The organism is Planctopirus hydrillae (assembly GCF_001707835.1).
GTDB lineage: Bacteria > Planctomycetota > Planctomycetia > Planctomycetales > Planctomycetaceae > Planctopirus > Planctopirus hydrillae.
This window is the reverse complement of record NZ_LYDR01000091.1, coordinates 1-23,638: the sequence shown is the minus strand read 5'-3', so window position 1 is coordinate 23,638 and position 23,638 is coordinate 1. Positions and strand designations below refer to the sequence as shown.

13 protein-coding genes are annotated in these 23,638 nt (G+C 53.4%); 10 read left to right on the top strand and 3 right to left on the bottom strand.

Going from position 1 to position 23,638, the window contains the following annotated elements:
* Positions 1-297 precede the first annotated feature (297 nt).
* The 8 genes from A6X21_RS11320 to A6X21_RS11285 all read left to right on the top strand — a co-directional run bounded on the left by A6X21_RS11320 (position 298) and on the right by A6X21_RS11285 (position 17,209).
* A complete protein-coding gene (locus A6X21_RS11320; protein WP_068847940.1) occupies positions 298-1,896 on the top strand; it encodes an MFS transporter in 1,599 nt (532 codons plus the stop codon).
* A 410-nt stretch (positions 1,897-2,306) separates the two neighbouring features.
* Positions 2,307-3,572, top strand: a complete 1,266-nt coding sequence (locus A6X21_RS11315; RefSeq protein ID WP_068847938.1) for a prenyltransferase/squalene oxidase repeat-containing protein — start codon at positions 2,307-2,309, stop codon at positions 3,570-3,572.
* A gap of 70 nt (positions 3,573-3,642) precedes the next feature.
* Positions 3,643-6,459, top strand: a complete 2,817-nt coding sequence (locus tag A6X21_RS11310) for a BatA domain-containing protein (RefSeq protein ID WP_068847936.1) — start codon at positions 3,643-3,645, stop codon at positions 6,457-6,459.
* Positions 6,456-8,945, top strand: coding sequence for a vWA domain-containing protein (locus A6X21_RS11305; protein WP_068847934.1), 2,490 nt, complete (start codon positions 6,456-6,458; stop codon positions 8,943-8,945). Before A6X21_RS11310 ends, A6X21_RS11305 begins: the two co-directional genes overlap by 4 nt.
* A complete protein-coding gene (locus A6X21_RS11300; RefSeq protein WP_068847932.1) occupies positions 8,942-10,777 on the top strand; it encodes a hypothetical protein in 1,836 nt (611 codons plus the stop codon). Before A6X21_RS11305 ends, A6X21_RS11300 begins: the two co-directional genes overlap by 4 nt.
* Positions 10,774-15,144 (top strand): hypothetical protein, encoded by a 4,371-nt coding sequence (locus A6X21_RS11295; RefSeq protein WP_068847930.1) that lies wholly within the window; start codon positions 10,774-10,776, stop codon positions 15,142-15,144. Before A6X21_RS11300 ends, A6X21_RS11295 begins: the two co-directional genes overlap by 4 nt.
* Positions 15,145-15,221: 77 nt before the next feature.
* Positions 15,222-16,259, top strand: a complete 1,038-nt coding sequence (locus A6X21_RS11290) for an AAA family ATPase (protein ID WP_068847928.1) — start codon at positions 15,222-15,224, stop codon at positions 16,257-16,259.
* Between the two features lie 41 nt (positions 16,260-16,300).
* Positions 16,301-17,209: a DUF58 domain-containing protein gene (locus A6X21_RS11285; RefSeq protein ID WP_013109685.1), complete on the top strand. Its 909-nt coding sequence runs from the start codon at positions 16,301-16,303 to the stop codon at positions 17,207-17,209.
* A gap of 3 nt (positions 17,210-17,212) precedes the next feature.
* On the opposite strand, the gene A6X21_RS11280 is transcribed toward A6X21_RS11285, so the two are convergent.
* Positions 17,213-18,088: a formylmethanofuran dehydrogenase subunit C gene (locus A6X21_RS11280; protein WP_165603772.1), complete on the bottom strand. Its 876-nt coding sequence runs from the start codon at positions 18,086-18,088 to the stop codon at positions 17,213-17,215.
* 283 nt (positions 18,089-18,371) lie between these two features.
* On the opposite strand from A6X21_RS11280, the gene A6X21_RS11275 reads away from it, so the two are divergent.
* On the top strand, positions 18,372-19,478 hold the full coding sequence (locus tag A6X21_RS11275) for a GNAT family N-acetyltransferase (RefSeq protein WP_068847924.1): 1,107 nt from the start codon (positions 18,372-18,374) through the stop codon (positions 19,476-19,478).
* A gap of 19 nt (positions 19,479-19,497) precedes the next feature.
* On the opposite strand, the gene purH is transcribed toward A6X21_RS11275, so the two are convergent.
* Together purH and A6X21_RS11265 are read right to left on the bottom strand one after the other, a co-directional pair.
* Positions 19,498-21,075 carry a bifunctional phosphoribosylaminoimidazolecarboxamide formyltransferase/IMP cyclohydrolase gene (gene purH, locus A6X21_RS11270; RefSeq protein ID WP_013109688.1) on the bottom strand — a complete coding sequence of 526 codons (1,578 nt, stop codon included), beginning with the start codon at positions 21,073-21,075 and terminating at the stop codon, positions 19,498-19,500.
* Positions 21,076-21,475: 400 nt separating this feature from the next.
* The gene (locus A6X21_RS11265; protein WP_068847922.1) at positions 21,476-23,158 is read right to left on the bottom strand and encodes a DcaP family trimeric outer membrane transporter; all 1,683 of its coding nucleotides are present in this window, start codon (positions 23,156-23,158) and stop codon (positions 21,476-21,478) included.
* On the opposite strand from A6X21_RS11265, the gene A6X21_RS11260 reads away from it, so the two are divergent.
* The gene (locus A6X21_RS11260; RefSeq protein WP_068847920.1) at positions 23,157-23,432 is read left to right on the top strand and encodes a hypothetical protein; all 276 of its coding nucleotides are present in this window, start codon (positions 23,157-23,159) and stop codon (positions 23,430-23,432) included. The two genes, A6X21_RS11265 and A6X21_RS11260, sit on opposite strands and share 2 nt — an antisense overlap.
* The last annotated feature ends 206 nt before the right edge of the window (positions 23,433-23,638 follow it).

Here is a 23,638-nt window from a genome sequence, read left to right as displayed (position 1 = left end):
GTGTGCATGCTCACTTTGCTCGCGTTCTCCGCGGTCTGCGATGAGGCAATTCAATAGATTCGTTTCGGCAATGAGCTTCATGCAAAACATGAGGATTTCATGGTGCTTATCGCTGATTTGACTGGTTGAGAAGGGGCGTTTTGAGACATTTTCAATCCTCTGCAAATTGCGTTTGCTCACTCAGGTAGCCAGAATCACATCACTTAACTCTGATTTGAAATCCGCATCAGATATTTGAATGAGTTGCCGACCATCAACAATCATCCTCGCTGATGTGAAATCTTTGAAAGACCCTCCATGAGTCATGATCCTCTGGCTGTATCTCAGGCCAATTCTGCTTCGTCTCGATCAAATGACTGGGGCAAGTGGATGGCTTTGACAGCCGCACTTCTGGGATGGATGTTCGACGGCGCTGAAATGGGTGTCTTTTCGATGGTGGGCCGCCGGGCGGTTCAGGATCTGTTGGGCATCCCGCTCATTGCCACCAAAGAACAGGAGGCGCTGATTGGCCCCGTTTTTGGAATGATCATCGCGGTCTTTCTCGTGGGAGCGGCCACTGGTGGTGTGCTGTTTGGCTGGCTGGGTGATCGCGTCGGACGAGTCCGCGCCATGAGTCTTTCAGTGCTCACGTATGCCATTTTCACGGGACTTTGTGGTTTCGCCCAGACTCCCTTGCAACTGGGGGTCTTGAGATTTATTGCAGCGCTGGGCATGGGTGGCGAATGGTCGCTGGGGGTCGCACTCGTCATGGAAGTCTGGCCCAATCGTTCGCGGGCACTTATGGCGGGGCTCATTGGTGCTGCTGCCAATGCCGGCTATTTTCTCGTTGGTATTGTCGGAATTTTGCTCACCCAGGTGATTAAGTCGCTGGAGAGCGGCCTGTTATGGGCAGGCTTACCGGAAGCCACGGTTCAGATGCTTGTGGCCTATGATGGTTGGCGGATCATGATGATGCTCGGCACATTACCCGCTGTCCTGACGTTCTTCTTTCGGATCTTCGTCCCTGAATCTGAACGTTGGCTGGAAGAGAAAGCGGGCGGCAGTACGTCCTCCATGTCCTCTGTCGATCTATGGGGTGTTCTCATCGGTACGGCAGGCCCGGCACTTGTGATTGCCATGTGTGTCCAACCGGGCATCATCATGCCGCTGCGGATTCTCGGAATCGTGGCAGGTGTGATGATTGCTGCCGGGGGCTTCTTGTTCCCGGCGATTCGATTTGTGCAGCGGGATCGTGCATTAGGGCGTGTCCCGCCATTGCAGTTTCCGATTCAACGAATGCTGCTGGGAGCTGGACTGAGTGGTGTGGCACTTCTGGGGACCTGGGGCTCCACACAATGGGCCATGGCCTGGGCCGGTCAACTGACACAAGGGATTGATCGCACAGAGCTGGGTCTGTTGTGGCAACATCCCAAGGAGTACACCCAACTCACCACTTCGACCGGAGCGATTGTAGGGACCATTCTCGCGGCTTACTTTGGCAATCTGCTTGGGCGACGTGTGAGCTATTTTACACTTTGTATTTTGTCGCTCTTCTCCGTCCTGGGTTTCTACCAATTGCAAAACCAGTATGGCCCGATGTTTCTGTTCACCTCGTTTATTCTCGGAGTGATGACGGCGTCGTTCTATGGTTGGCTCCCACTTTATCTGCCGGAACTTTTCTCGACGAGGCTGCGTGCGACAGGTCAGGGCTTTGCTTTCAATTTCGGGCGTGTCATCGCTGCCATTGGAGCTCTCCAGATTGGTTCGCTGTTGGCACTTCTCAAGGACGTGCAGACTTTTGCGGGTGTTCAAGGAGGATATGCCGTCGCGTGCAGTGTCATTTGTCTGGTCTACATCGCTGGTGCGATCCTGATCTGGTTTGCTCCCGAAACCAATGCAAAAGAACTTCCTGAGTAGCGTGAATAGTGCGGGCTGATTCTTTGTTTGCGATTCCTTTGTCGCAGCGGTCATCTTTTCCGAGAATTGTCATCCAGACTGACAAATGACAAAAAGTTCGCATTTCCTGCTCATTCCGACGTAACCAACCGCAATGACGGCAACAAATGTGTTGTAGTGTCACCCATCGAAGAATGGCGGATCTGTTGATGTTCTGAAACATTGATGGCCAACCGTTCTGAATTCCTTTCATTTCTGACAGATTTGATATTGTAGACATTCGCTCGACTATTCAGTTTTCCAGCCAGAGAATCTGGAATGAATTGCGAGAAGCGTGGCTGTTTCGAGTGAGAAATCCCTCCGGTTGACTAAAAGTTCGAAATTCATTGGCTTCCCGGTTTTTCAGAACGGAATGTAACAAAGCAGTTTTTATGAATCTTGCCAGATGCTGGACATTGCTGCTTTTTCGAAATCGAACTCCGCACAACCATGAATCATCGTGGCGAGTTTGCTGGGGTATGGTTGGCTTGCTGCTGTTGGCAGATCGAGGTCTTGATGTTGCTGGTCAGCGGCTTGCGATGGCTCAGGACGGAGCGAATCAAGTCAGTTCCAGCAAGCCGATCCCCGGCTGGGAAGTGACTCCAGACAGTGAGGCGGCACTTCAGAAAGGTTTGGCCTGGCTTGCTCGAAATCAGGGAACCGAAGGGAACTGGGAGTCGGAAGATCTTGGTCTCGTGGGTCTTGGCGGCCTCTCGTTTCTAGCGGCAGGTCACCTGCCACAGCGGGGCCGCTATGGTGATACCGTTGATCGGGCATTCAAGTATGTGCTCAAAAAAGCCAAGCCTTCGGGGCTTCTCAACTCCGCAGATGCCCAGCGCGATATGTACAACCACGGGCTGGCTGCTTTCGTGCTTGGGCAGGCTTACGGCATGACGGGCGACCCGCAAATTGGCCGTGTGCTCGATAAATCTTTACGACTGATATCGAATACCCAGTGCGAAGACGGGGGATGGGATTATCGCGCCAAAAGGCAGCAGCATGGCCATGATCTCAGTCTGGTCGTGATGCAGGCCAAAGCACTTCGAAGTGCTGTCGATAGTGGTTTCGAAGTGCGGAACGACGTCGTTCGCCTTGCCATACAGAGTGTTCGAGATCATTACAAAGCCGAAAATGGTGCTCGTGGTTTTGATGAGAAAGCTCAGGAAGGGCCTGGTCAGTTCACTTACGATGGGAATCGTACCACGCTTGCGATGGCAGCTTGTGGAGTTGTTTGTCTACAGGAGTTCGGCCAATACGACGACTGGCGGATTGCCAAGAACATGGAACAGATTTCGAAAGAAGTCAGCCGCATTCGCCCCAATCGTGGCAGTGGTGAAGTCCCGTTTGATGCTTATACGCTCTACTACGTCGGACAGGCCATTTATCAGACAGGTGGAGCCGACTGGCAGAAGAATTATCCTGCACTTCGAGATTATCTCGTGGCCTCCCAGGTCAAGCGTCCGGAGAATCCCGGTGAAGACGGCAGTTGGCGCGATACCCGCTGGGTGCATGGAAAGCAGGGTCAACTCTATGGGACAGCCGTCGCCTGTTTTATTCTGGCAATGCCCAATCGATATCTGCCGATTCTCCAGGAAGGGAAGATCGAAGGCTTGAAAGATCAGTTATCCGGGCCACCTGCGGCGAATAAGCCCCGGTAAAGCCCGCGACCATTTTCAGAAATTTCTCTCTGACTGGATTGGTACTCGACCAAGGCAAGCAGTTTTTCACATGTTCGGTTTTGACGCTTACAGTTTCGCTATCGCTGGTCTGGTCGCTGCTGCGTCGCCACTGCTGATCCATTTGTTCAATCGCCGTCGATTTCGACAGGTCGAGTGGGCCGCTATGGATTTTCTCCGCAAGGCGATCGAGCGGCAGAAAAGAATTCTGCATTTACGAGACTGGCTGCTGCTGATTCTGCGGATGAGTGCCTTGATCTGCCTCGGTGTGGCCTTGGCCAGGCCCTGGATTTCTGGCGGCTCTGCCTGGGCGACGAGTTTCTTCGTCGTGGCAGGTCTGGTTGGCGTGGCAGGCATGGCCGCCATGGTCATCAATCAGGGATTCAAAGCACGGGCCGTTGCTGCCACTGTCAGTCTGTTTTCTTTGTTTTCCATCCTCGGATTGTGGTGGAGCCTGGGAGCCGGGAACACAGGAGGCGCTGGTCTCGCCAGCTCACTGAATCCTGTGCATGCCATCCTGATACTCGATAACAGTCGGAGTATGGGAGCGGGTGTCATCAGTGGAACACGCTGGGATGCTGCTCGAAAATCTTCATTGGAGTTTCTGAGCAGTTTACCACCCGGAAGCCGTGCGACCGTCCTGCCACTGGCGGGAAGCTCTGACTCCTGGCCGACAGATCCTTTTCGCTCGATGGACGATGCCCGGCAGGCGATCGAACAGATTCGAGTGGCCGATACGATTGGCTCACCACGTTTAGCTGCCGAACTCGCCTTGGAAGCGAGTCGAACTTCAACGGATCTGCCCGTCAAGAGGGTCGTGATCTTTTCCGATCTGCAAGGGGCGCTCTGGAAAGATGCTACTCTCAAGGAGCGTTTTGAAGAGTTAGCCGATGTGCAGATTGTTCCCTGTGGAACTGCCGATTCCGGCAATGTGCATATTGCCAGCCTGGTAATTGAAGATGGCTTGATCAGTGTCGAGACACCGGCCCGGATCATCGCTCGCATTGAAGCGGGTGCCGATCAGGCTCCCACAACGGTGTATGCCCGCTTACTGGCCGACCGGACTGAGGTCGCCAATCAAGTCATTCCTCTATTGCCCAATCAGCAATACGAGGCTGAATTCTTCTGGAGTTACGATGGCCAGGTCGATCCAGAGCGTCCGCAATGGGTCGAGTTAACACTTGAAATCTCTTCCGAAACTCCTGAAGCCGATCTTCTGCTGGCAGACAATCGTCGTACGATTCTGGCACCCGTGCTGACAGCCGTCCCGATTGTGTTTGTCGATCAATGGGGTGAACAGGCCAATTCGGCCAAAGGACAAATTGGCGAGACCGAGGCTTTGCAGCATCTGCTGGCCCCCAGGTCAACTTCTGAGTTTGCACATCGTCCACTTTATCAGGTCATCCGGCGTCGCATCGATGAGCTTGATCAGGAAACTCTCGCCCAGGCTCGTTGTGTCGTTATCGCCGGGATTGAACGACCCGGTGTCGCAACACAATTACTGCTCGAATATGTCCGGCAAGGTGGCCCTCTTTTGATTTGTGCCGGCGGCGAATTTGATCCCCGTGGCTGGATGGAAGATGCCTGGCTGGATGGTGAAGGTCTGTTGCCTCTTCCTCTGGAAACAGAGTTTATAGGAACAACACCGGAAGAATCGCCCAACCAGCTCATGCCGTTTGCAATCACCTCAGAATCATTGAACAGCGAATTGTTTCAGGTTGAGGGCGAAGACCCTCAAGCCATCAAATCGCTTTTTGAATCGGTGCTGTTTTTCAAAGCCGTTAAAGCGAATGCCAGTCAAGAATCGATCGATGCTATCCTGCAGTCTGTCCAACAGCGATTGGCGTTCAAGGCCGGCCTTGGGAGTGGATCATCGGCCGATCAGCAGTCTCGCTTGCCGGCTGCACAAAGTGCGAACTGGTGGAACTGGAGAGCACCCATCACTCCACTTCGCCAGGAACTTCAGAAGCTGACGGAGTTAAAACGGACTGAACACGACCAATCCCCACAGAATCAAATTCAGCAGAAGCCAACGGAGCTGACACAACCGTCCGCACCACAATCCCGCAACCTGTTGGCATCACCTCAGCAATTTAAAACACAAATCGATGAGCGGCTTTCTCAGTTGGCTCGGCGGGAAACGCCTCAGGTTCTCGCCAGGTACTCAACGGATAACTTGCCTTTTCTCATTGAGCGGCAAGTCGAAGATGGGCGCGTCCTCTTTTGCACCAGCGGCATCACCAGTGACTGGAACCTCATACGGCTTTCACCAGCGATGTTCATGTACCATCGACTCCTCACACAGATGGCGTCTCAATCATTGCCGCAAAGAAATTTTGAAGCCGGCTCCCGCATCCAGTGGTTAGCTCCCACGACCAGCGATTCTCTGCTTCTCAAACGGCCCGAAGGATCTGTCAATGTCGTCTCTGTGGAGGCCTTGAGTTCCGATGTCTATGGCTACATTGTGCGACGGCCAGTCATGTCGGGGCTCTATGAATTTCAGTCACAAGGAAGCGACGCATCTGCAGATCCTGCTCCTGAGGCGAGCACTTCTGGCGATGATTCTCAAACGGGTAATCAATCGACCGCTTCCGGGACTGAAAAGCGGGCCATTTATTCTGTCGCTGTCAGTGCCCCTGCGATCGAATCCAGTCTCGAAACATTACCGACAGATGAACTCGCCGAGCTGGTTGCATCAACACGTGTCCGTGTTCTTGCAGCAGGGGAGAAACCTTTGCTGACGGGTGGCAGCCATCGTGGACAGAGCTTATGGCAACTGGCCATTGGATTGATGATTGCGTCTTTGCTCCTCGAGATGTTTGTTGCTTCGCGGCGAACGGTCTCAGGAAGGAAAGGAGCGCAGCCATGATGAAGTGGTTGGGACAGCTTCTGGGGATCGAAAATCTAAATGAACTTTCCGGCGGGAGAATCTCATTCGCTGCTCCCTGGGTGCAGGAAAATGGCTGGCTGCTCATCGTTCTGCTGGCTGCCGCTGCGATGCTGAGTGGTCTCTATTATCTCTGTTTTCAAGGCGGGCAGTGGTCGAAGACCAGAGGGCTATTGGCTGCGATTCGTGCTCTCGTACTGGCTTTACTGGTACTCATTCTTGCAGAGCCGATTTTGGAGCTGAAGTTTATCAGTTACCCCAAACCATGGCTCTGGGTGCTGCTGGATGGCAGTGAAAGCATGGAAATCACTGACGAAAATGAGGTGGAACCAGACGTTCCCATGACCAAAGGCACTGGTGCCAGCGAAGGCTCTGGTCCCACGTCTCAGCCACTGTTGTCTCGATCTGAACGAGTCCGTCAGGCCTTGGAGAAGGACGGTGGAAAGGCTGTTCAGGAACTGGCTGAGAAGTTTCGTATTCGACTCTTTTCTATGGTCGATCATCAGGGTGTGCGTGTCCTGTCTGCGGAAAAGAAAGACTCGACTGCCGTAAAGAACTCCATGGCTCTCGCTGGCCTCCTGGGTTCAGGCGAAAGCGATGAACAGGACTCTATCAATCACCTGTTGAGTTCACTGAAACTGTGGGAAACCAAGGGCGAGGTTTCTGCCCATGGAGCAGCGATGGACGATCTGGCGAGGAGGTATTCGACCGATCATCTGGCGGGGCTGGTCGTCGTCAGTGACTTTGATCAGAACTCTGGCCCGAATGCTGTTTCCGCCGCCAGGCGGCTCAATGTTCCGGTCTATGCCGTGGGTGTCGGGCCAACTTCAGCGAGAGATCTTTCTGTCGATTTGCTCGTTCCTCCGACGATGAAGAAGGCAGAAACATCGACGGTCGTGGTGACAGTCAGGCAACGCGAAAACCAGGGCGAATCAGTTCAGGTGAAGTTGAGTGTGCAGCCTGCCAGTGGAGAAACTCCTCCGAGTCTGATCGGGTCACAACAGATTCGCCTTTCGTCGGCCAGTGTCCCCGTGGAGTTTCCTTACTTGCCCGATCAGGCTGGACGGATGGTCTTCGTTGCCGAAGTCGAGGCAATCCCTGGTGAGACAGTTGTCGAAAACAATCGTGTCACGAAAGACGTCAACGTGATCGATGATTTCCTCAGACTGCTGTTTGTCGAGTACGAACCGACCTGGGAATGGCGGTTCATCAAGGAAGTCTTCCATCGAGACCGTCTCGTGGGGATGAGGGGATTTCGTACTTATCTTCGCTCGGCCGATCCTGTCGTTCGAGAGACCAATGATCTCTTTCTTCCTTCGCTCACTCTTCCTCGCAATGAGTTCTTTCAGACGGATGTGATTTTTCTGGGAGATATGCCGGCAGCCTCGCTGACCAGTCGCTTCTGCGAATTGACACGAGAATTTGTCGGTCAGTTTGGAGGTGGTCTGGTCGTGATGGCTGGGCCTCGTTTTGGTCCGGGGGAATTGGCTCAAACACCCTTGGCCGACATGCTCCCTGTGGTCGTCGATCCCGATGGCCGTCTCGATGATCGCGAGGAGTTCGCGATGAAACTGACGCCATTGGCCCGTCAGTTCGACTTCATGCGATTAGGACAAACGGCCGAAGAAGATCGCCGGGCGTGGGCAAATCTGGGTAAGGTACCTTGGTACCAGCCTGTCTTGAGAGTCGAACCACGCTCGACAACTGTATTGGCAGAACACCCCACGGCTCTTTGTGCGGATGGAAAAACCCATCAGCCATTGATTGCAATTCGCAAGTATGGACGGGGCGAAGTGATTTACATCGCCCATAACGAAATGTGGCGTCTGCGCCGTCTCTATGGCGAGGCTTATTACCGCCAATTCTGGGGTCAACTCATTCACCGTTTAGGGTTGAGTCATGCTGTCGGTAATCAGAAACGATTTGTCGTGCGGACGGATAAATCCCGCTATCGCGCCGATGAAAAGATTGTCGTGACTGTCGAAGCGTACGATCAGAACTTCAATCCTCTTGGGGCAGACCAGATCCCTGATGGTCGATTGAGTTCCGAATTGAGTAATCTGGAAACTCCCGGCCTGGAACCTCAGCAGCTATTGATCCCTGCCTTGAAGCCAGGCGTCTTTGAAACCAGGCTGCAGGTGACACAAGGGGGAGAACACCAGTTAACGATCTTTGACCCCATTGAGAAGCAATCGGTTTCGACCTCATTTCATGTGGCGTCTTCATCTGCCGAACGACGTTCAGCCGTCAGGAACAGCGCACTTCAGACCTCTCTGGCAACAGAAACCGGTGGCAAAGCCTGCGAATTGAACGAACTCGATCAACTGGCTCAAGAAATCAGAGCGCCGCAATTCCAGGCTCAACAGGTTGTGATTCTTCCGATCTGGGCTACCTGGCTTTGCCTCGGCTTGATTGTCACGTTACTCAGCCTCGAATGGGCCATTAGAAAAGGAGTGAACCTGCCATGAGTTCAACTCCCTTTCCCCATCCCGGCGACGATTCGATTCTCGAATTGAATCCGTCGGTGTCCGTCAGAAATTCTGCAACACCACTGAGTTTGCTGACGAACGAACTCCGTCGTTTGCAGAGCCGGAAGTGGCTTCGCAGCGGTCTGCGCGCCACGTTGTATCTCGTCACTTTGGCAGGAGTGGTGGGCCTGCTTCTCTTTGCTGTGGATTATTCATTCCGCTTGTCGTTGGTTGCCAGACTTGTCTCAGGTCTGGCTGTGGCTACGCTTCTGCTCGCGCTCATGATTCGCTACGTCATTCCTGCGTGGAAGAACTGGGAAGATCTCGAATCCCTGGCATTACAGGTGGAAAAGCAGCACGAGATCGAAAGTGATCTGGTCGCTGCTCTGCAATTCGCTAACCCCACTCAGCGGCGTTATGGCTCACGAGAACTGGCACGAGCTGTCGTCGAGTATGTCGATGAGTTTACTCCTTCACTGAATGTCTTTGACGGATTTTCGTGGCAACCTCTTCGAAACAGTTTATTGGCAGCTTTATGTGGACTCCTGATCTGGAGCGGACTGGCAGTCTTCGCTCCTCAGGCAACGAGAGTCTTTTTCAGTCGTCTCCTGTTAAGTCATGAGAGCTATCCGACTCGCACACAGATCGAATGGATTCGCGTTAATGGGAAAACGGCTGATCAACAAGGCCTCTTCCGTATTGTGGAAGGGGAACCACTTGCCATCGAAGTGCAGACTTCCGGTGAAGATCCGCATATCGCTACCTGGGAGATGCAGGCTGCTCCTGGTGAATCCCTGATTGTCGAACTCAAAGCGGATGGTCTGAAGAATCACCAGCCTGCTGATGCCAAGGCTTCCATAAGCCAAAGTGCTGATCATAAGCTGAAAACTTATGGCGCCGTCATTCCTGAACTTCGACAATCGGTTCGAGGGATCGTTCGTGCCGGAGATGCCCAGAGCCAGCCATTGATAATCGACTTGATCATGCGCCCCGTCGTCGAGGTTTCGGTTCTTGTCGAACAACCAGAATATACCCGTCTCAAAGAAGGCAATCGTCCACCAGCGCGAGGGCAGCTGCAGGTTTCTGTCCTCGAAGGCTCAAAGGTGGCACTCGACATTTCTTCAGTTAAGGCCTTACGCAAAGTGACGATGACGATCAATGGGCAACCTTTTGATCTTTCACCCGTCGATAAGAACTCTTCGAAAGTCACCTCACCGTCTCAGGTGTCGAGTTCCTCAAGTTCACTACCAACAGGGTTTACGCACTGGATGACAGATCCGGGTTCACCCCTGGATACTCTGAAAGAAAATCTGACCTTTCAGCTGGATGTCGAAGATCTTGATGGTTTGAAACTGGCCGAACCTGTGACGGGAATGCTGCGGATCAAACTCGATAAACCACCGCGTGTCGCTGCAGTGGCGATCAGCAAGCTGATTCTTCCGCAGGCGTCTCCCGTCATCACCTGGGGGGCGACTGATGATTACGCTCTCAAAACTGTCTCACTTCACGTGACGGCCACCACGGAATCTGGTCAACAACGCGCGATCAAACAGCCTGTCCTTCTGAAAGATCAGAGTTCTTTGCAAAGAGGGCAGACCGCTCTCGATCTCAGTGGCCTCGGGCTGGCCAAAGGTGACGAAGTGCGTGTCATCGTCGAAGCTGAAGATGAGCGGGGAAATCTCCCTTCACAGGTTGGACGCAGTGAGCCACTTACATTTCAGGTCACTGATCAAAGTGGCATTCTCGCCGGATTACTCGAAACCGATCAGCAGTCAGCCAGACAACTCGATGCCATTATCCAGCGCGAACTGGGAATTGGAGGTACCAAGTGAACGAGTCGAAGTCACTGTTCAATCGCGTCTTTGTTCGTCATGGCTTGAGCCTCTTGCTGGTTGTGGCCAGTAATGGGGTCGTCGCTGACTGGTTTACAGCCCCGGCTCTAGCTGCTCCCCCTTCGATCGACGGCGCGATGCTGCGGCGAAAGCAGGATGATCAGCAGCGTGCCCGTGCCATGGCACGCGACCTGTTAACCAGCGTCCTGGATGTGCAACTTCGACAACTCGAAGAAAACGGCCTTACGGAGATTTCGGTCTATCGCGACATCAAGGTGATGCACAGCAACATCGGTAATCTTGTCGATACCGAGATGGCACAGGTCGTTCAGCAATTGGCAGACGCTCAGGATCTAAATTCCGAAGAACGGGAAGCCAGCTTTATCGAAGCCCGGCAAACCATTCGCAACATCGTGATCCGTCTCTCGGCCGAGCGGCAGAATCTTCTGCGCAGGCTCAAGTCGGCAGAGCTGGCCGAGCAGGTCAAGCGGCTCATCAAACATCAGACCACTGTGCAGGAACAGACCGTTCGTATTCCTGAAGAATCGAAAACTCTCCAGGAAAGCCTGGCGATTCGTACTCGTGAGGATCAGCGGGATGTGGGTGGTCTTTTTGTGCAACTTGTGGGGACACTTTCAGATGTCCGCAATTGGGGGGGCACAATTGGCGAGGGCGCAACTGCTGGAATTGCAATATTGTCAGAAAAGCAGGTGGGCAAACATCTCGATCAGGCCGAAAAAAATCTTCGCGATGCAGATTATGAAGTCGCCAGTCATCAGCAGGTTCTGGTCATTGCAGGGCTGCAGGATTTGTTGCGTGTGATCGAACGAACTCAAGGGCTTCTCGACTCCCGCGAACAACAGACGATTGAAAAAGTCAGAGAGCTGCTGGCAGCCGAAAAGGCTTTGCGGGATCAGGTGGCTCAACTTGATCAAGGCGAGCCAGTTCCCGAAGAAATCGTCAATCAGCAATCAGCTCTCCAGCGGAAGGTGGCAGCTCTTTCCAGCGAGATCACCGGAACCCGCACTGCACAGGAGCACGTCGAAGCGGCTGCACAGGCTGCTTTTGAAGCTACTGCCAAGCTGCTGGAAAATGAGACAAACTCTGCACTTGCTTCACAAAATTCGGTGATTGGTCGATTGTCGGCACTTGAGGCGGAATTGACTCGTCAAGCCGCCAGTTCAGCGACCGATCAGGCGGCAGCCGAATTAAAAGCCGATGTCGCCCGGCTCGAACAGGCCGAAAAACTGATCAATGATGCGGCTTCACAAATTGAAACAGCCTTGGAAAAGGTCGCTGAAGCACCTGCGGGAACTCCCGAAAGTGCAGTGGAAGCAGCAACCCAGGCAAAAGAAAAGACACAGCAGGCCAAGGAAATCGGCCAGTTACCTCCGAATGTCGATGCCGCTATCGAAATGGCTGCCGAAACAACCGCCGTGGCCGCCAAACCAGCGAGCGAACTCAACGCCGGAGAACTCACTGAAGCGAAGAGTGCTCTGGAATTAGCGCAGGCGACCATCAAGCGGGAAAAATCGGCTGCCGAGAGAAAAGCCGCCGCTTTGGAAATCGGAGAACTCGCCCGTGCTGCCGAGATTCTGGAACGGGCTGCTTCAGAAGAACGTGCCATCGCAGCGAAAGCACAGGATCTGGCCAAGACCTCTGAAGCTGAGCGAGGGCAGGCTGCAACAGAATTGGCGGAGCGAGCGAAAGATGTCGCCGATGTCGCCGATTTGATTGAAAAATCAACGAAGGAAGCGGATGTCGCTTCACAAGCGGCACTCATGCAAGCTCAGACTGCTGCTCAGAAGTCGGCGGAGCAATTCGATCAGGCTAAGAGTCAAAGCTCCAACGATCCTTCCAGTAAAGAGTCACTCGAGAAAGCGGGACAGGCCGCTGAAAACGCTGCCCAAAAACTTGCAGAAGCAGCTAATGCTTTACGAGATGATGTCCAGAAAAAGGCAGAAGCTCTCGCGAAGTTGAGTGAACAGGCTGCTGATGAAGCTGCTCAGGTCAAAGCCGCTGCTGAAGAGGTTCTCGCCCAGGAGATGGAAGCTCGTTCCAATCTTGTTGAGCAGATTGCTCAAGCTCAGGAAATGCTTAGCGATGCCGTTGAAGCTCAGTTGAAGGCCAGTGGTCTGAAAGAAGCGGCGACAGCCAGTGCTGTCGAACGGGAGTTAAATCAACTTTCCCAAGCCATGCAGAAAGCCAGCGAGGCCAATCCCGCCAGTAAGGCGACTTCCAGATCCGAAACTGAGACTGCCCCCGCTCTCACAGCGGCAGATCGCGTCGAACAGGCGGCCAGACAGCAGGAAATTGCTGATCAGCTCAAGGCGGCAGCCAGTCGTGTTGCTCAAGAACTTCCGATGGAAACTGGCCTGCAGGAACAACTCTCTCAGGCAGCTTCCAACGCGGAAGCTGCCGCACAGGCTTTGGCATCATCGAAAGCGACACAGGCCGCTGAAGCACAGCAGAAAGCCAGCCAGCAGATGCAACAGGCACAAGAGACCGCTCGTCAGAAGGCACAAGCTTCACGCGATCAGGCCGCTGAAAAACAAATGGGTAAAAGTCAAGCAGCGAACAGCGGTAACATACAGGATCAGCAAGCGGCGAATCGTGCTATTGAGGCGTCGCAAAAAGCCATACAAAAAGCCGCCAATTCTGGCGACAAAATGAACGCTGCACCGCAAGCGGCAATGCAGGAACTTCAAGAAGCGAAAGCTGCTGGTGAGAAAGCCGCCAGTCAGCTTGAAGAGGGTGATCAAGCGGCTGCTTCCCAGAATCAGCAGGAAGCCTTGGCTGCAATGCAAGCAGCTCAAAGTTCGTTGAAGCAGGCGCTCAAACAGGCCATGGCAGAACAGGCCAGTCAACTGGCCAAGACGGCCGATCAGGCTGGTGATCTCGTTGCCAAAGCTGCTGAAATCGATGAAGCGGCGGCAGCGGCATTGGCACAAGCTGCGAATGAAAGTGACGAAGTTGCTTCACAAGCTTCGCGTCAAGCCATGGCTTCAAAGGGAGAAGGCCCAGAGGCACAGACTCAGGGTCCAGATCGCGCTGATCAATCCAACTCTCCCCAGAAATCTGCGCAAACAGCTTCTGCAGACACCTCTCAACCGGGTGCCAATTCATCGCCATCCAATCCATCGAATAGCGACAGCGCGCAGGGAGCCAATTCATCAAAAGCGAATCAGGAGGCTAAGGGAACCTCAAAAGGTCAACCCAGTTCGACGAAGGCCGCAATGCCTCAGGAAGGAAATGGAGATTCGCCTTCATTATCCGATTCTAAAGCTTTGGCACAAACACGGGATCAGGTAGAAACCGATCTGGCGAGAGCTGCTGCGAATCTGGCTGCGGCTGAGCAGAAACTCAGGCAGGAAGCCGCCATTGCTCAGGCGATTGCCGACCAGTCCAAAGCCCAACAGGCGGCTGCCCAGCAGATTAATGATCAGCGGCAAATGGCCCAACAGGCGGCAGAGGACGGTTCTGCTTCACCTGGTATGAACGCGGCTGAATTGGCCAAAGCCACTCAAAAATTTGCCCAGGCACAGCGGGCCACTGGTCAAGCAGTGTCTCGTTTATCTGGACAGCAGGCGGTCGGAAACTCGGCACTTAAAGAAGCTTTGAAATCCGCCGGAGAACTTGCTGGTGAACTTTCGAATCAGCCATCCTCTCCTTCGGACAATTCAACGGCTGGTCAACCGGCAGATGCTGGTAACGCTCAGGCTTCTGCCAGCGAGAACAATAGTCCCGCTGGCCAGACTCCAGGTCAAAACTCCGGGAAAGCCAGCCCGGCTCAATCACAGGGTGCTCCCGGAAAAGGTTCTGAGAAATCTTCAACCGAAGGTGCTTATCCGAATGATCTGGGAAGTGATTTCGTACCCTCTTCACCAGAAATCACCGCCCGCATGATGGCGGGGAGTGCAGCCCAGGAAGCTTTGAATGCCGCTCTCGCCGATCTGGCATCTGCTGAATCGGGAGCGATGAATGACAGCCAGAATGCTCTGGCTGAAGCCACCGGAGATGCACCGGGAACTCCCAGCCCTGAATCCGCAGCCATGTCGAACCAGGCTTCGAATGCCAGTTCCGCGCAATCCACTTCTGCTCAAGGGGTACAACAGGGGGAGGGTACTCAGAATCAAGGCCCCAAGTCGAATGGAGAAGTTCCCACTGATGCTGAAAAAGTGCCTCCCGCTCAGGCAGCGAAAGTGGCGGGAGGCGACAGTTCAGGTGGAACACGACCCGTCGAACAGCAACCGTGGTTTGCCAAGCTTCCCCCGGAATTGAGAAATGCCATTCGAGCAAACAGTCAACAGAAAGCTCCGCGAGCTTACGAAGAAAAGCTGAAACGCTACTTCGAGAGTAAGGACTGATTGACTCTTTGGCCGTTTCCCACCGTGCATTTCATCAAACACCAGATTGTTGGATACAGAATCAAAGGCCTTATCGCATGAGTGAAATCCAGAACTCTGATGACCTTGCCACCGTGCAGCGCTGTGAGCAGTCGTATAACAAACTTCGTGATGAACTTTCCAAGGTGATCGTGGGGCAGGGTGATGTCATTGAGCAGGTGCTGGTGGCAATCTTTGCACGCGGGCATGCCTTGCTCGAAGGGGTGCCTGGTCTCGCCAAAACCCTGCTGGTCAGCTCGTTAGCACAGGCCCTGCATCTGTCGTTTAAGCGGATTCAATTTACTCCCGATTTAATGCCCAGCGATGTCTCCGGGACTGACATCATTCAGGAGAATCTGCAGACGCGTGAGCGCGAGTATCGATTTCTGCCCGGGCCACTGTTTGCCAACATGATTCTTGCGGATGAAATCAACCGAACTCCTCCCAAAACACAGGCCGCGATGCTCGAAGCCATGCAGGAACGGCAGGTTTCTGCGGGTGGAAAAGTCCACAAGCTGCCCAATCCGTTCTTTGTCCTGGCCACTCAAAATCCGCTCGAGCAGGAAGGCACCTATCCTTTACCGGAAGCACAGCTTGACCGATTCCTGCTGCATATTCGCGTCGATTATCCGTCGGCGGCTGACGAATGGGAGGTCGCCCGAAGAGTCACTTCAGGTGAAATGGGTACTATCGAACCTGTCATGACTGCCGCCGATATTGTTGAGTTTCAGAAGCTCGTTACAAGAGTTCCCGTCAGCGATCAGGTGCTGGGATATGCCTGGGCTCTTGTTCGCGGTTCCCGGCCCAATTCCAAAGAGGCTCGCGAGTTTGTCAACAAGTGGGTCAACTGGGGTGCCGGCCCGCGCGGCGTGATCACGTTAGTCACATGTGCAAAGGCCAGAGCCGTCCTTTACGGTCGATATCATGCGACAACGGCTGATGTTCAGGCGATCGCACGGGGCGCTTTGCGTCATCGAATTGCACCGAATTATGCTGCGCAAGCTGCGGATATCAATAGCGATCGTTTGATCGAGATGCTGCTCGAAGAGATCCCGGCTGACCGAAAATACTCCAAACCAGCAGCCGTCGCGGTGTAGTGTCAACGGTTCGTCGAATTGCATTTCTTTGAGGATGGCCCATGGCTGGCAGTCTCTTATCCCGCTATCTCGATGCGGAAACACTCGGTCGAGTGGCGGATCGAACCATTGAGCCGCGGGGGATGGTGCTGGGCAATCTTGCCGGTGCTCACAAATCTCCCCTTTGTGGCTTCGCTGTTGAGTTCGCCAGCCATCGGGAGTACGTGCTTGGTGATGATGTCCGGCACATTGACTGGCGTTTGTACTACAAGCGGGATCGTTACTTCATTAAGCAGTACGAGATGGAGACGAACTTCGTTGCCCATCTGATTCTCGATATCAGTGCTTCGATGAGATATGGCGACGGTCTCGAACAAAAACTTGCATACGCAGCCCAACTGGCAACGACTCTGGGTTATTCGATTGTCCGGCAGAACGACAAAGTCTCGTTGGCTACGTTTGATAATCGCGTTCGCGGCTCGATTCCTGCCGGCAATTCGATGTCACAAATCATACGTATGGCCCGTCATCTGGATGAATGCGATGCCGTTGACAAGACCGATATGGCCAGTTGTCTGTCGCAACTCAACAGCCGTTTTGCGCGTCGTGAAATCATCATGATCTTCAGTGATTTTTTGACAGATGTCGAATCGCTGGAACCTGTCCTGCAGCGGATGCGCTACAACAATCACGAAGTCGTGTTATTTCATGTCCTTCACCACCATGAAGTCGCTTTCGACTTCACGGGAATGGTGAAATTCAAGGGGCTTGAACTTCCGGAAGAATATCTCACTCAGACGGAAGATGTGCGGCGTGAGTATCTGGCTGCCTTCAATGAGTATCTTGAGAATTTCAAACAGATGTGCCTGCGAAATCGCATTGAACACATTGTGATGGATACAAGAATTCCCGTTGCGGAAACCCTGATCGATTATCTGAACCGCAGGTCGCTGGTCAAAGCCATTCGATAGCCGTCAGGTTTGACGAGCGATCAGCCATTCACCGCGACCAATCGATCGTTGATCACCCAGATATCGATCAAACATGGGCGGCTTCTGTTCGTGGAATGACCATTGTTCGGCCAATTGATGGTCAAGTTGCGAATAGAGCCGATTCAGTCGTCGAAAGAGTAGATTGAGATAGTTCGATGAAATCAGCCCTGCATAACGCCACGAACCGGCAGCATTCAGCGGGTGTGCCGAAGTCGCGTCGGCTGAAGCATTGATTGGTAAAGGTGACATCGAAATCAGTGTCGCACGCTTAAGTTCGAACCCAGATGCCTGTCCGAATCCTTTCATCGTAGCAATGGTACCGGCAATGGCACCGTGGCCTGCCTGGGCTCCTATTGTGCCGCACGCCGCGATTAAGCCTCGCCGCATGAACTGACCTGTATGACGCCCGGTCTTTCCTGCGACCAGGATCTCTCCTCCTTGCATACCAGCCATGGCTCCATAAAGTGGCCCACCCAATCGATCTCCTGCGTTACCAAGAACAAAAAGCTGTCCTCCTCTCATGGCCGCGGCGCAATCATTTCCACAATCGCCATGAATGATCATTCGGCCGCCAGACATTTCTGAGCCAGTGAAACTGCCACAGTGACTATGGATGACCAGCTCACCTTGCGACCATTGATGACCCAATCCATCACATCGGCTCAAATCTCCTTTCAATTCGATGGAGTCGTGATTCCCCTCTTCAAAAGCGAGCCAATCCCGGGCTGTAGAGCGGCGATTCCCTTCGTACACGGGCAACTGCATCACATCAGCTATGGACATGCCAGTTCTAAACTCGGCAAAGAATCGTGAAAAATCCAATGCGAGGGCAGGTTGTTGAACAAGAGTCAGCTTCATCGAAAAACACCGTGGCGAATGTTGCTGAATTGAAACATGCACACCAGGTGTGGTGATTTCTGGCAACATGCTGGTATGCAGTTCATCTTTCAAAAAACCGCTCAGAGTTTTGAATTCCCTATCAAACGCACATTAAACCTCTCAATTCGCAGGATTTCGCCTTTTGATGAGATCTAATTCTTGCAGTGTTGAAAGGTAACCGAACAGATATCGTCTGGCCAGAATTCTGGTACACCCCTTGCGATCTCCCCTATTGAACCTTGTGTCGTGGAGATTTAGCAACATGTATCACGTGATTCCTGTCACCGAACTCGAACATCTGGAACCTTTTCGCGAGGCCTGGACTCGGCTGATACAGGAAGATCCGCGGGCACAGTTCACGCAGTCTCTGGAGTGGCTCGAAAGTTACTGGAAATGCTTTGGCCACGACAAGTTTCTCGAATGCCATGTCGTCATGTTCGGTGATGAACCCGTTGGGTTTGCGCCGTTGATCCTTAAGAATGTGCCCACTCACTGGGGAAATGTCCGGTTACTGACATGGCCGCTGGATAGCTGGGGGGTTGGATATCGACCGATTGGCAGGAATATCACCAGCACACTCTTTCCCACATTTCGAGCTCTCCACGCGTCGAATGACTTCGATATTCTCGACTTGCGGTATCTCCCGGATGATCTCGGAATGCTGGATCGATGCCTGAGTGCCTGCCGACTGGCACGCACACCAGTCAGTCATACTCACTGGCAAAGATTTGCCTCATTCTCAACCGATTGTTACCAACACTGGGCGAACTACATTCATCGCGATCTTGAAATCATCGAAGTCAGTCGAGCGGCCCAGGATTCATTGCAAATCGAGCGGCATCGTCCGGAAGAATCCACACTCGCGACCCGTCAACTTTGGGAACGTGTCGAGAGCCAGTTTGATGATTCAATCGTGCCCTACTTAAGAGGCTGTGTCGAAGGGGCTGCAAAGCTGGGAATGCTGGATCTCGCAGTGGCCAGTCGAGGTGAATTGATCGAGGCCGTCGTGATTGGGCATCACCACGGAGGCCGATATGAAGTGCTCGCAATTTCTCCTGCACGATCAGCCAGCCAGCAGGCTGCCAGATCATGGCTGTTGGGGAAGATTCTGCTGGAGCTTCCCGAATATGGGGACGATACGGCTCTCTTTCGTGAGGAATTCCTGTCGAGTGTCGGTAACTGGGGAGCCAGAGTCAGTTGGACGAGTCGTTTGACGAATTTTCGAAGCCCCCGTCTCTCGACACATCTGCTTAAACTCAGCCGTCAATGGCTGGGTGCTCCAGCACCCGCCAAGCGTCGCACCATTCGACGAAATGATATGGAGCAGCCCCCGACGCCACTGCGTATTCATCAGGTCGATACACTTTGACGAACGATCGACGATATGCCTAATGGCGGAAGTGACGACGGCCCGTAAAGATCATCGCAATGCCATATTCATTGCAAGCTTCAATGACCTCTTCGTCTCGCTTGGAGCCGCCTGGCTGAATGATCGCCGTAATCCCGGCATGATGCAGTTGATCGACTCCATCGCGAAACGGGAAGAAGGCGTCTGAGGCCGCGACCGAACCTCGTGATCGATCGGCTGCTTTTTCGCAGGCAATTCGGGCTGAATCGAGGCGACTCATCTGGCCGGCTCCCACACCGACGCTGGCTCCATTTTTGGCAAGCAGAATCGCATTGCTTTTCACATGTTTGCAGACGGCCCAGGCGAACTCGAGATCTGCCCGTTCAATCGCAGTGGGGGTTCTTGATGTCACCACACGCCATTCATGAGTTTGTTCAGGCCGATCATCCTGCTCTTGAACCAGCAGACCTCCCGTGATCTTGCGGTACTCCAGTTGCCGTGGGCGTGAATCAATGAGAGCGGGGCTCTTCAAGAGGCGAACACTGTGTCGCCATTTGGGTGCCGAGGTGAGCATGGTCAATGCATCTGGCTCGTAACCGGGGGCAATAATCGCTTCGATGAATCGTCCCGGAGCACAAAGTTCCTCGGCAGTGGCCAGGTCGAGGGTGCGGTTGAATCCCAGGATCGATCCAAATGCACTCACCGGGTCACAGGCATCAGCCTGCACATACGCTTCACTGATTGACTCCGAAATGGCGCAGCCGCAGGGATTATTATGCTTGATGACTGAAACGGCGGGCTTGGAGAACTCCCGCACAATCTGCATGGCGGCATCAAGATCCAGATAGTTATTGAAAGAAAGCTCTTTGCCGTGAAGAACCTCGGCTTTTGCCAAAGTCGCTGGGTGAGGGCTGGTCTCGTGGTAGATGGCGGCCTGCTGATGAGGGTTTTCGCCATAACGTAATGTTGCGTGGCGCTGGAACTGCAATGCCAGTTTGCGAGGGAAGGTTGTTTCGGGGCCTTCCGAATCGTAATCCGTCAGCAGCCCCTTCATGTAATCGGCAATGGCTCGGTCGTACAAAGCTGTCATTTCGAAGGCCGCTGCGGCCAGCTCACGGCGGAATTCGAGTGATACGGAATTGTGCTCGAGCGCTGTTGCCACGCGGTCATACTGATCTGGTGTGGTGACAATCAAGACGTGAGCGTGATTTTTGGCAGCGGAACGGACCATCGATGGTCCGCCAATATCAATCTGCTCAATTGCCTCTTGTGCCAACACTCCTGGCTTGGAGATGGTTTCGACAAAGGGATAAAGATTCACGACAGCCAGTTCGATCGGAGTGATCCCATGGCTTTCCATGGACTGGCGATCGCCAGGAAGATCAGGGCGGCCGAGCAGTCCACCATGAACCCGAGGATGCAGCGTCTTGAGCCGACCATCCATCATCTCAGGGAACTGCGTGTAGTCTGAGACATCCGTGACTCGGACCCCACCTTCAGTGAGGGTCTTGGCAGTGCCGCCTGTGGAGAGGATTTCGAATCCCAGAACTTCCAGCCGCCGCGCAAATGGCACAAGTCCGGTCTTATCACTACACGAAATCAATGCGCGGCGAACCATTGCAGCCTCCTTCAATCATCAGCAGTCGTCAGAATCGTCTTGGAACCCAGAGTTTACCGACTCCTTCACGACGATACCAATCAAACAAGATTGACGCCCCTCTGGGGATATCACCTGTGGGTAACATGACGCTTCGGCTCATAGAAACGTGATCGAAAGTTTGAATGTCACGTGCATTCCTCATGCGTGGCGATGCTTCGAAAGCGGGATGGCACTTTCCGGAAGGCCCTTGTTGAAATGATTGCCAGAGGGGCTGGCGTTTGAGCTATGGCTCAGAATGCCTTCCTCGATCACGTTCAACGGGCGATCTCGTTCGACGGGATGAAGACAATCAGAGAAGTCGTACTTCAATTCTCGACGACATCGAACGGAGAGATGGATTCAATCAGCAGGATCGAATCTAAAAGTTGTATTGGAAGACCGTCTGAATGCGATTGGCAGTTCCCGATTCACGATTCTGATTTTCTCGACGTCCCCAGAGGTACTCAATCCCGATGGATGCATTGCGAACGGGAACATACCACAGGCTGGTCGCGACATAGTCTGAGCCTGCGAAACTGCTCCCTGGCATCGCATTGCTGCTGTCAACCTGCACATTCGAGTAGGTGACGTTGGTCATCCAGCGTTCTGCCCACCAATGCTCGTAGGAGGCCGTCATGCTGCGAATTCCCAAGGTTTCAAATCCACCATTGGCTGTCACAGCACCATCCAGACCAATACCGCTGGTATCCTGAATGTAACGACCAATCCCGGAACCCACTGCAAACTGCAGCAGTACTCGACTTCTTGTGATGGGTTGAGGATCAGTGTCTCTCAGTGGATTTTCACCTTTGAGAATCGCCCAGGGAAGGAGACTTCCAGTCAGATTCACACCCCAGCCGACACGACGATCAACCTCTTCTCCCGTCGGTCGATATCCAATAGATCTCACGATGGCAGCCGCCTGCAAATGCCAGAGATCGCGCTGATATCGCAAATGTGTCGTGAAATCCGGGATATCCTGAACGTTGGTGCCCAGTCCATTCGTCGTGATATCCGAAAACGGTTGTTCGAGTGCTGCCGCGACGAAAACGTTCTCTGAAACCGGAAGCGTGATTCGGCCCAGCCCCTGACGGGAGTTGACGATCCCGTTCGGACCTTGAAAATCAGCCGTACGCGGGAAAACACTGGCGTCCATAAAGACAGTTGTATCCTGTCCGACTCGAAAATAGCCGTAATCGACAAATGCAAACCGCAGGCGGGGGTTGCTGGAAGACCCCACAGCCGGTGGATTGCCACTGAGAAAATCGAACTGCACAAACGTGTGAACCACCCAGTCGTTGTGAGTGGTTGGCGTCCAGGTGTCGAGGCTGATGCGAGTGGGCCGGGCACTGTAATTCACGTTTTGCCCGGGAGTCTGCGGGACGGGAATGGTTCTTGTCACAAACAGATCCGGCGTACCAACCGGCTGAAAGTCGTAATTGGCACCCATGCGTACAAATCCACTCAGACGGATGGATGTGGGAGTGCCCGGCACCATGAATGAACCAGGGACAGGGCCGCGAATGACAAGCCGGTCAAAATCATCCTGAGAGATTGCCGGAGCAGGCGTTAGTCTGGTGTACAGGGATGCTCCGGGAGCCTCCTGATAATCGAGGGGATAGAATCCCTCGGGTGCGTAGTCGGCATATTGCTTGGGGCCAGTTGCCAGATCGTCGTAATGACTGGCCAGCGATTGATACGCCATCATCGAATAATTCTGCCCGATGTCAGATTCAATCAACGGGTCAAAAGGATCAAATGAGGCCGACTGATAGTCTGTCGCAGGATCAACCAGATATTGAGCCGGCTGAATCTGGGAAGCTGCAGAGGGAGTAATGGGTGATGACAGAAGTGGAGTCGATTTTTCAGTTATTGAATTCTGCTCAGCTTCTTGTGCAAAAGGTTCCCGGATCGAACTGAGAACAGAAACCTCTTGTGCCTGTGCGATCACGCCGCAGAATTCGTTGCCGGTAACGATGGCAGCGAGGAGAAACAGTTTTCTCACGAATGATCGATTCACAGACCGTCGAATCACTGTGGGGTATCGTTTGAACCAGGCCATGAGCCTTGCTCCCGACTCGTTGAAAGAACAGGCGAGAATTGCCGGTTCTCCGGTTGCCTGTAAGAGACACCTCTACTCATCGTTAAAATCGACAAGCTTTGACATCGGGTTGATGGATTTCTTCAGCCTTGAAGGTTTCATTGAGGAAGAAAAGATTCAGGCCAGCGGCTTTTGGAAATTAGCGGCAAGAATTTCCATCCCGATTCATTCGGTGGACAGGTTCATAATTTCGCATGGATCCGCAGGAATCGTGAGCCCCCTGCAACTCACCTGAAACTTTCCTTTTCTAAAGCTCCAAAAAACAGAAGGGCCTGCCGATTGGCAAACCCTTCTGGGATACAGTGAATGTCCGCTTTACCATAAGCACAGAATGAAAGGATTCCACGGAACCTGAGAGTCTACCTGCCTTGCTTGTGGAACACGCGATTGAGGGTACCGAATGCCTTTTCCGCTTCAGCGGTACCTACGCCGACGCTGACC

What these genes read in the sequence shown, in the direction of transcription:
- A6X21_RS11320 (WP_068847940.1), top strand. Translation starts at nt 298, where the DNA reads ATGAGTCATGATCCTCTGGCTGTATCTCAGGCCAATTCTGCTTCGTCT.
- A6X21_RS11315 (WP_068847938.1), top strand. Translation starts at nt 2,307, where the DNA reads ATGAATCTTGCCAGATGCTGGACATTGCTGCTTTTTCGAAATCGAACT.
- A6X21_RS11310 (WP_068847936.1), top strand. Translation starts at nt 3,643, where the DNA reads ATGTTCGGTTTTGACGCTTACAGTTTCGCTATCGCTGGTCTGGTCGCT.
- A6X21_RS11305 (WP_068847934.1), top strand. Translation starts at nt 6,456, where the DNA reads ATGATGAAGTGGTTGGGACAGCTTCTGGGGATCGAAAATCTAAATGAA.
- A6X21_RS11300 (WP_068847932.1), top strand. Translation starts at nt 8,942, where the DNA reads ATGAGTTCAACTCCCTTTCCCCATCCCGGCGACGATTCGATTCTCGAA.
- A6X21_RS11290 (WP_068847928.1), top strand. Translation starts at nt 15,222, where the DNA reads ATGAGTGAAATCCAGAACTCTGATGACCTTGCCACCGTGCAGCGCTGT.
- A6X21_RS11285 (WP_013109685.1), top strand. Translation starts at nt 16,301, where the DNA reads ATGGCTGGCAGTCTCTTATCCCGCTATCTCGATGCGGAAACACTCGGT.
- A6X21_RS11280 (WP_165603772.1), bottom strand. Translation starts at nt 18,088, where the DNA reads ATGAAGCTGACTCTTGTTCAACAACCTGCCCTCGCATTGGATTTTTCA.
- A6X21_RS11275 (WP_068847924.1), top strand. Translation starts at nt 18,372, where the DNA reads ATGTATCACGTGATTCCTGTCACCGAACTCGAACATCTGGAACCTTTT.
- purH (WP_013109688.1), bottom strand. Translation starts at nt 21,075, where the DNA reads ATGGTTCGCCGCGCATTGATTTCGTGTAGTGATAAGACCGGACTTGTG.
- A6X21_RS11260 (WP_068847920.1), top strand. Translation starts at nt 23,157, where the DNA reads ATGAGCCTTGCTCCCGACTCGTTGAAAGAACAGGCGAGAATTGCCGGT.
- A6X21_RS11265 (WP_068847922.1), bottom strand. Translation starts at nt 23,158, where the DNA reads ATGGCCTGGTTCAAACGATACCCCACAGTGATTCGACGGTCTGTGAAT.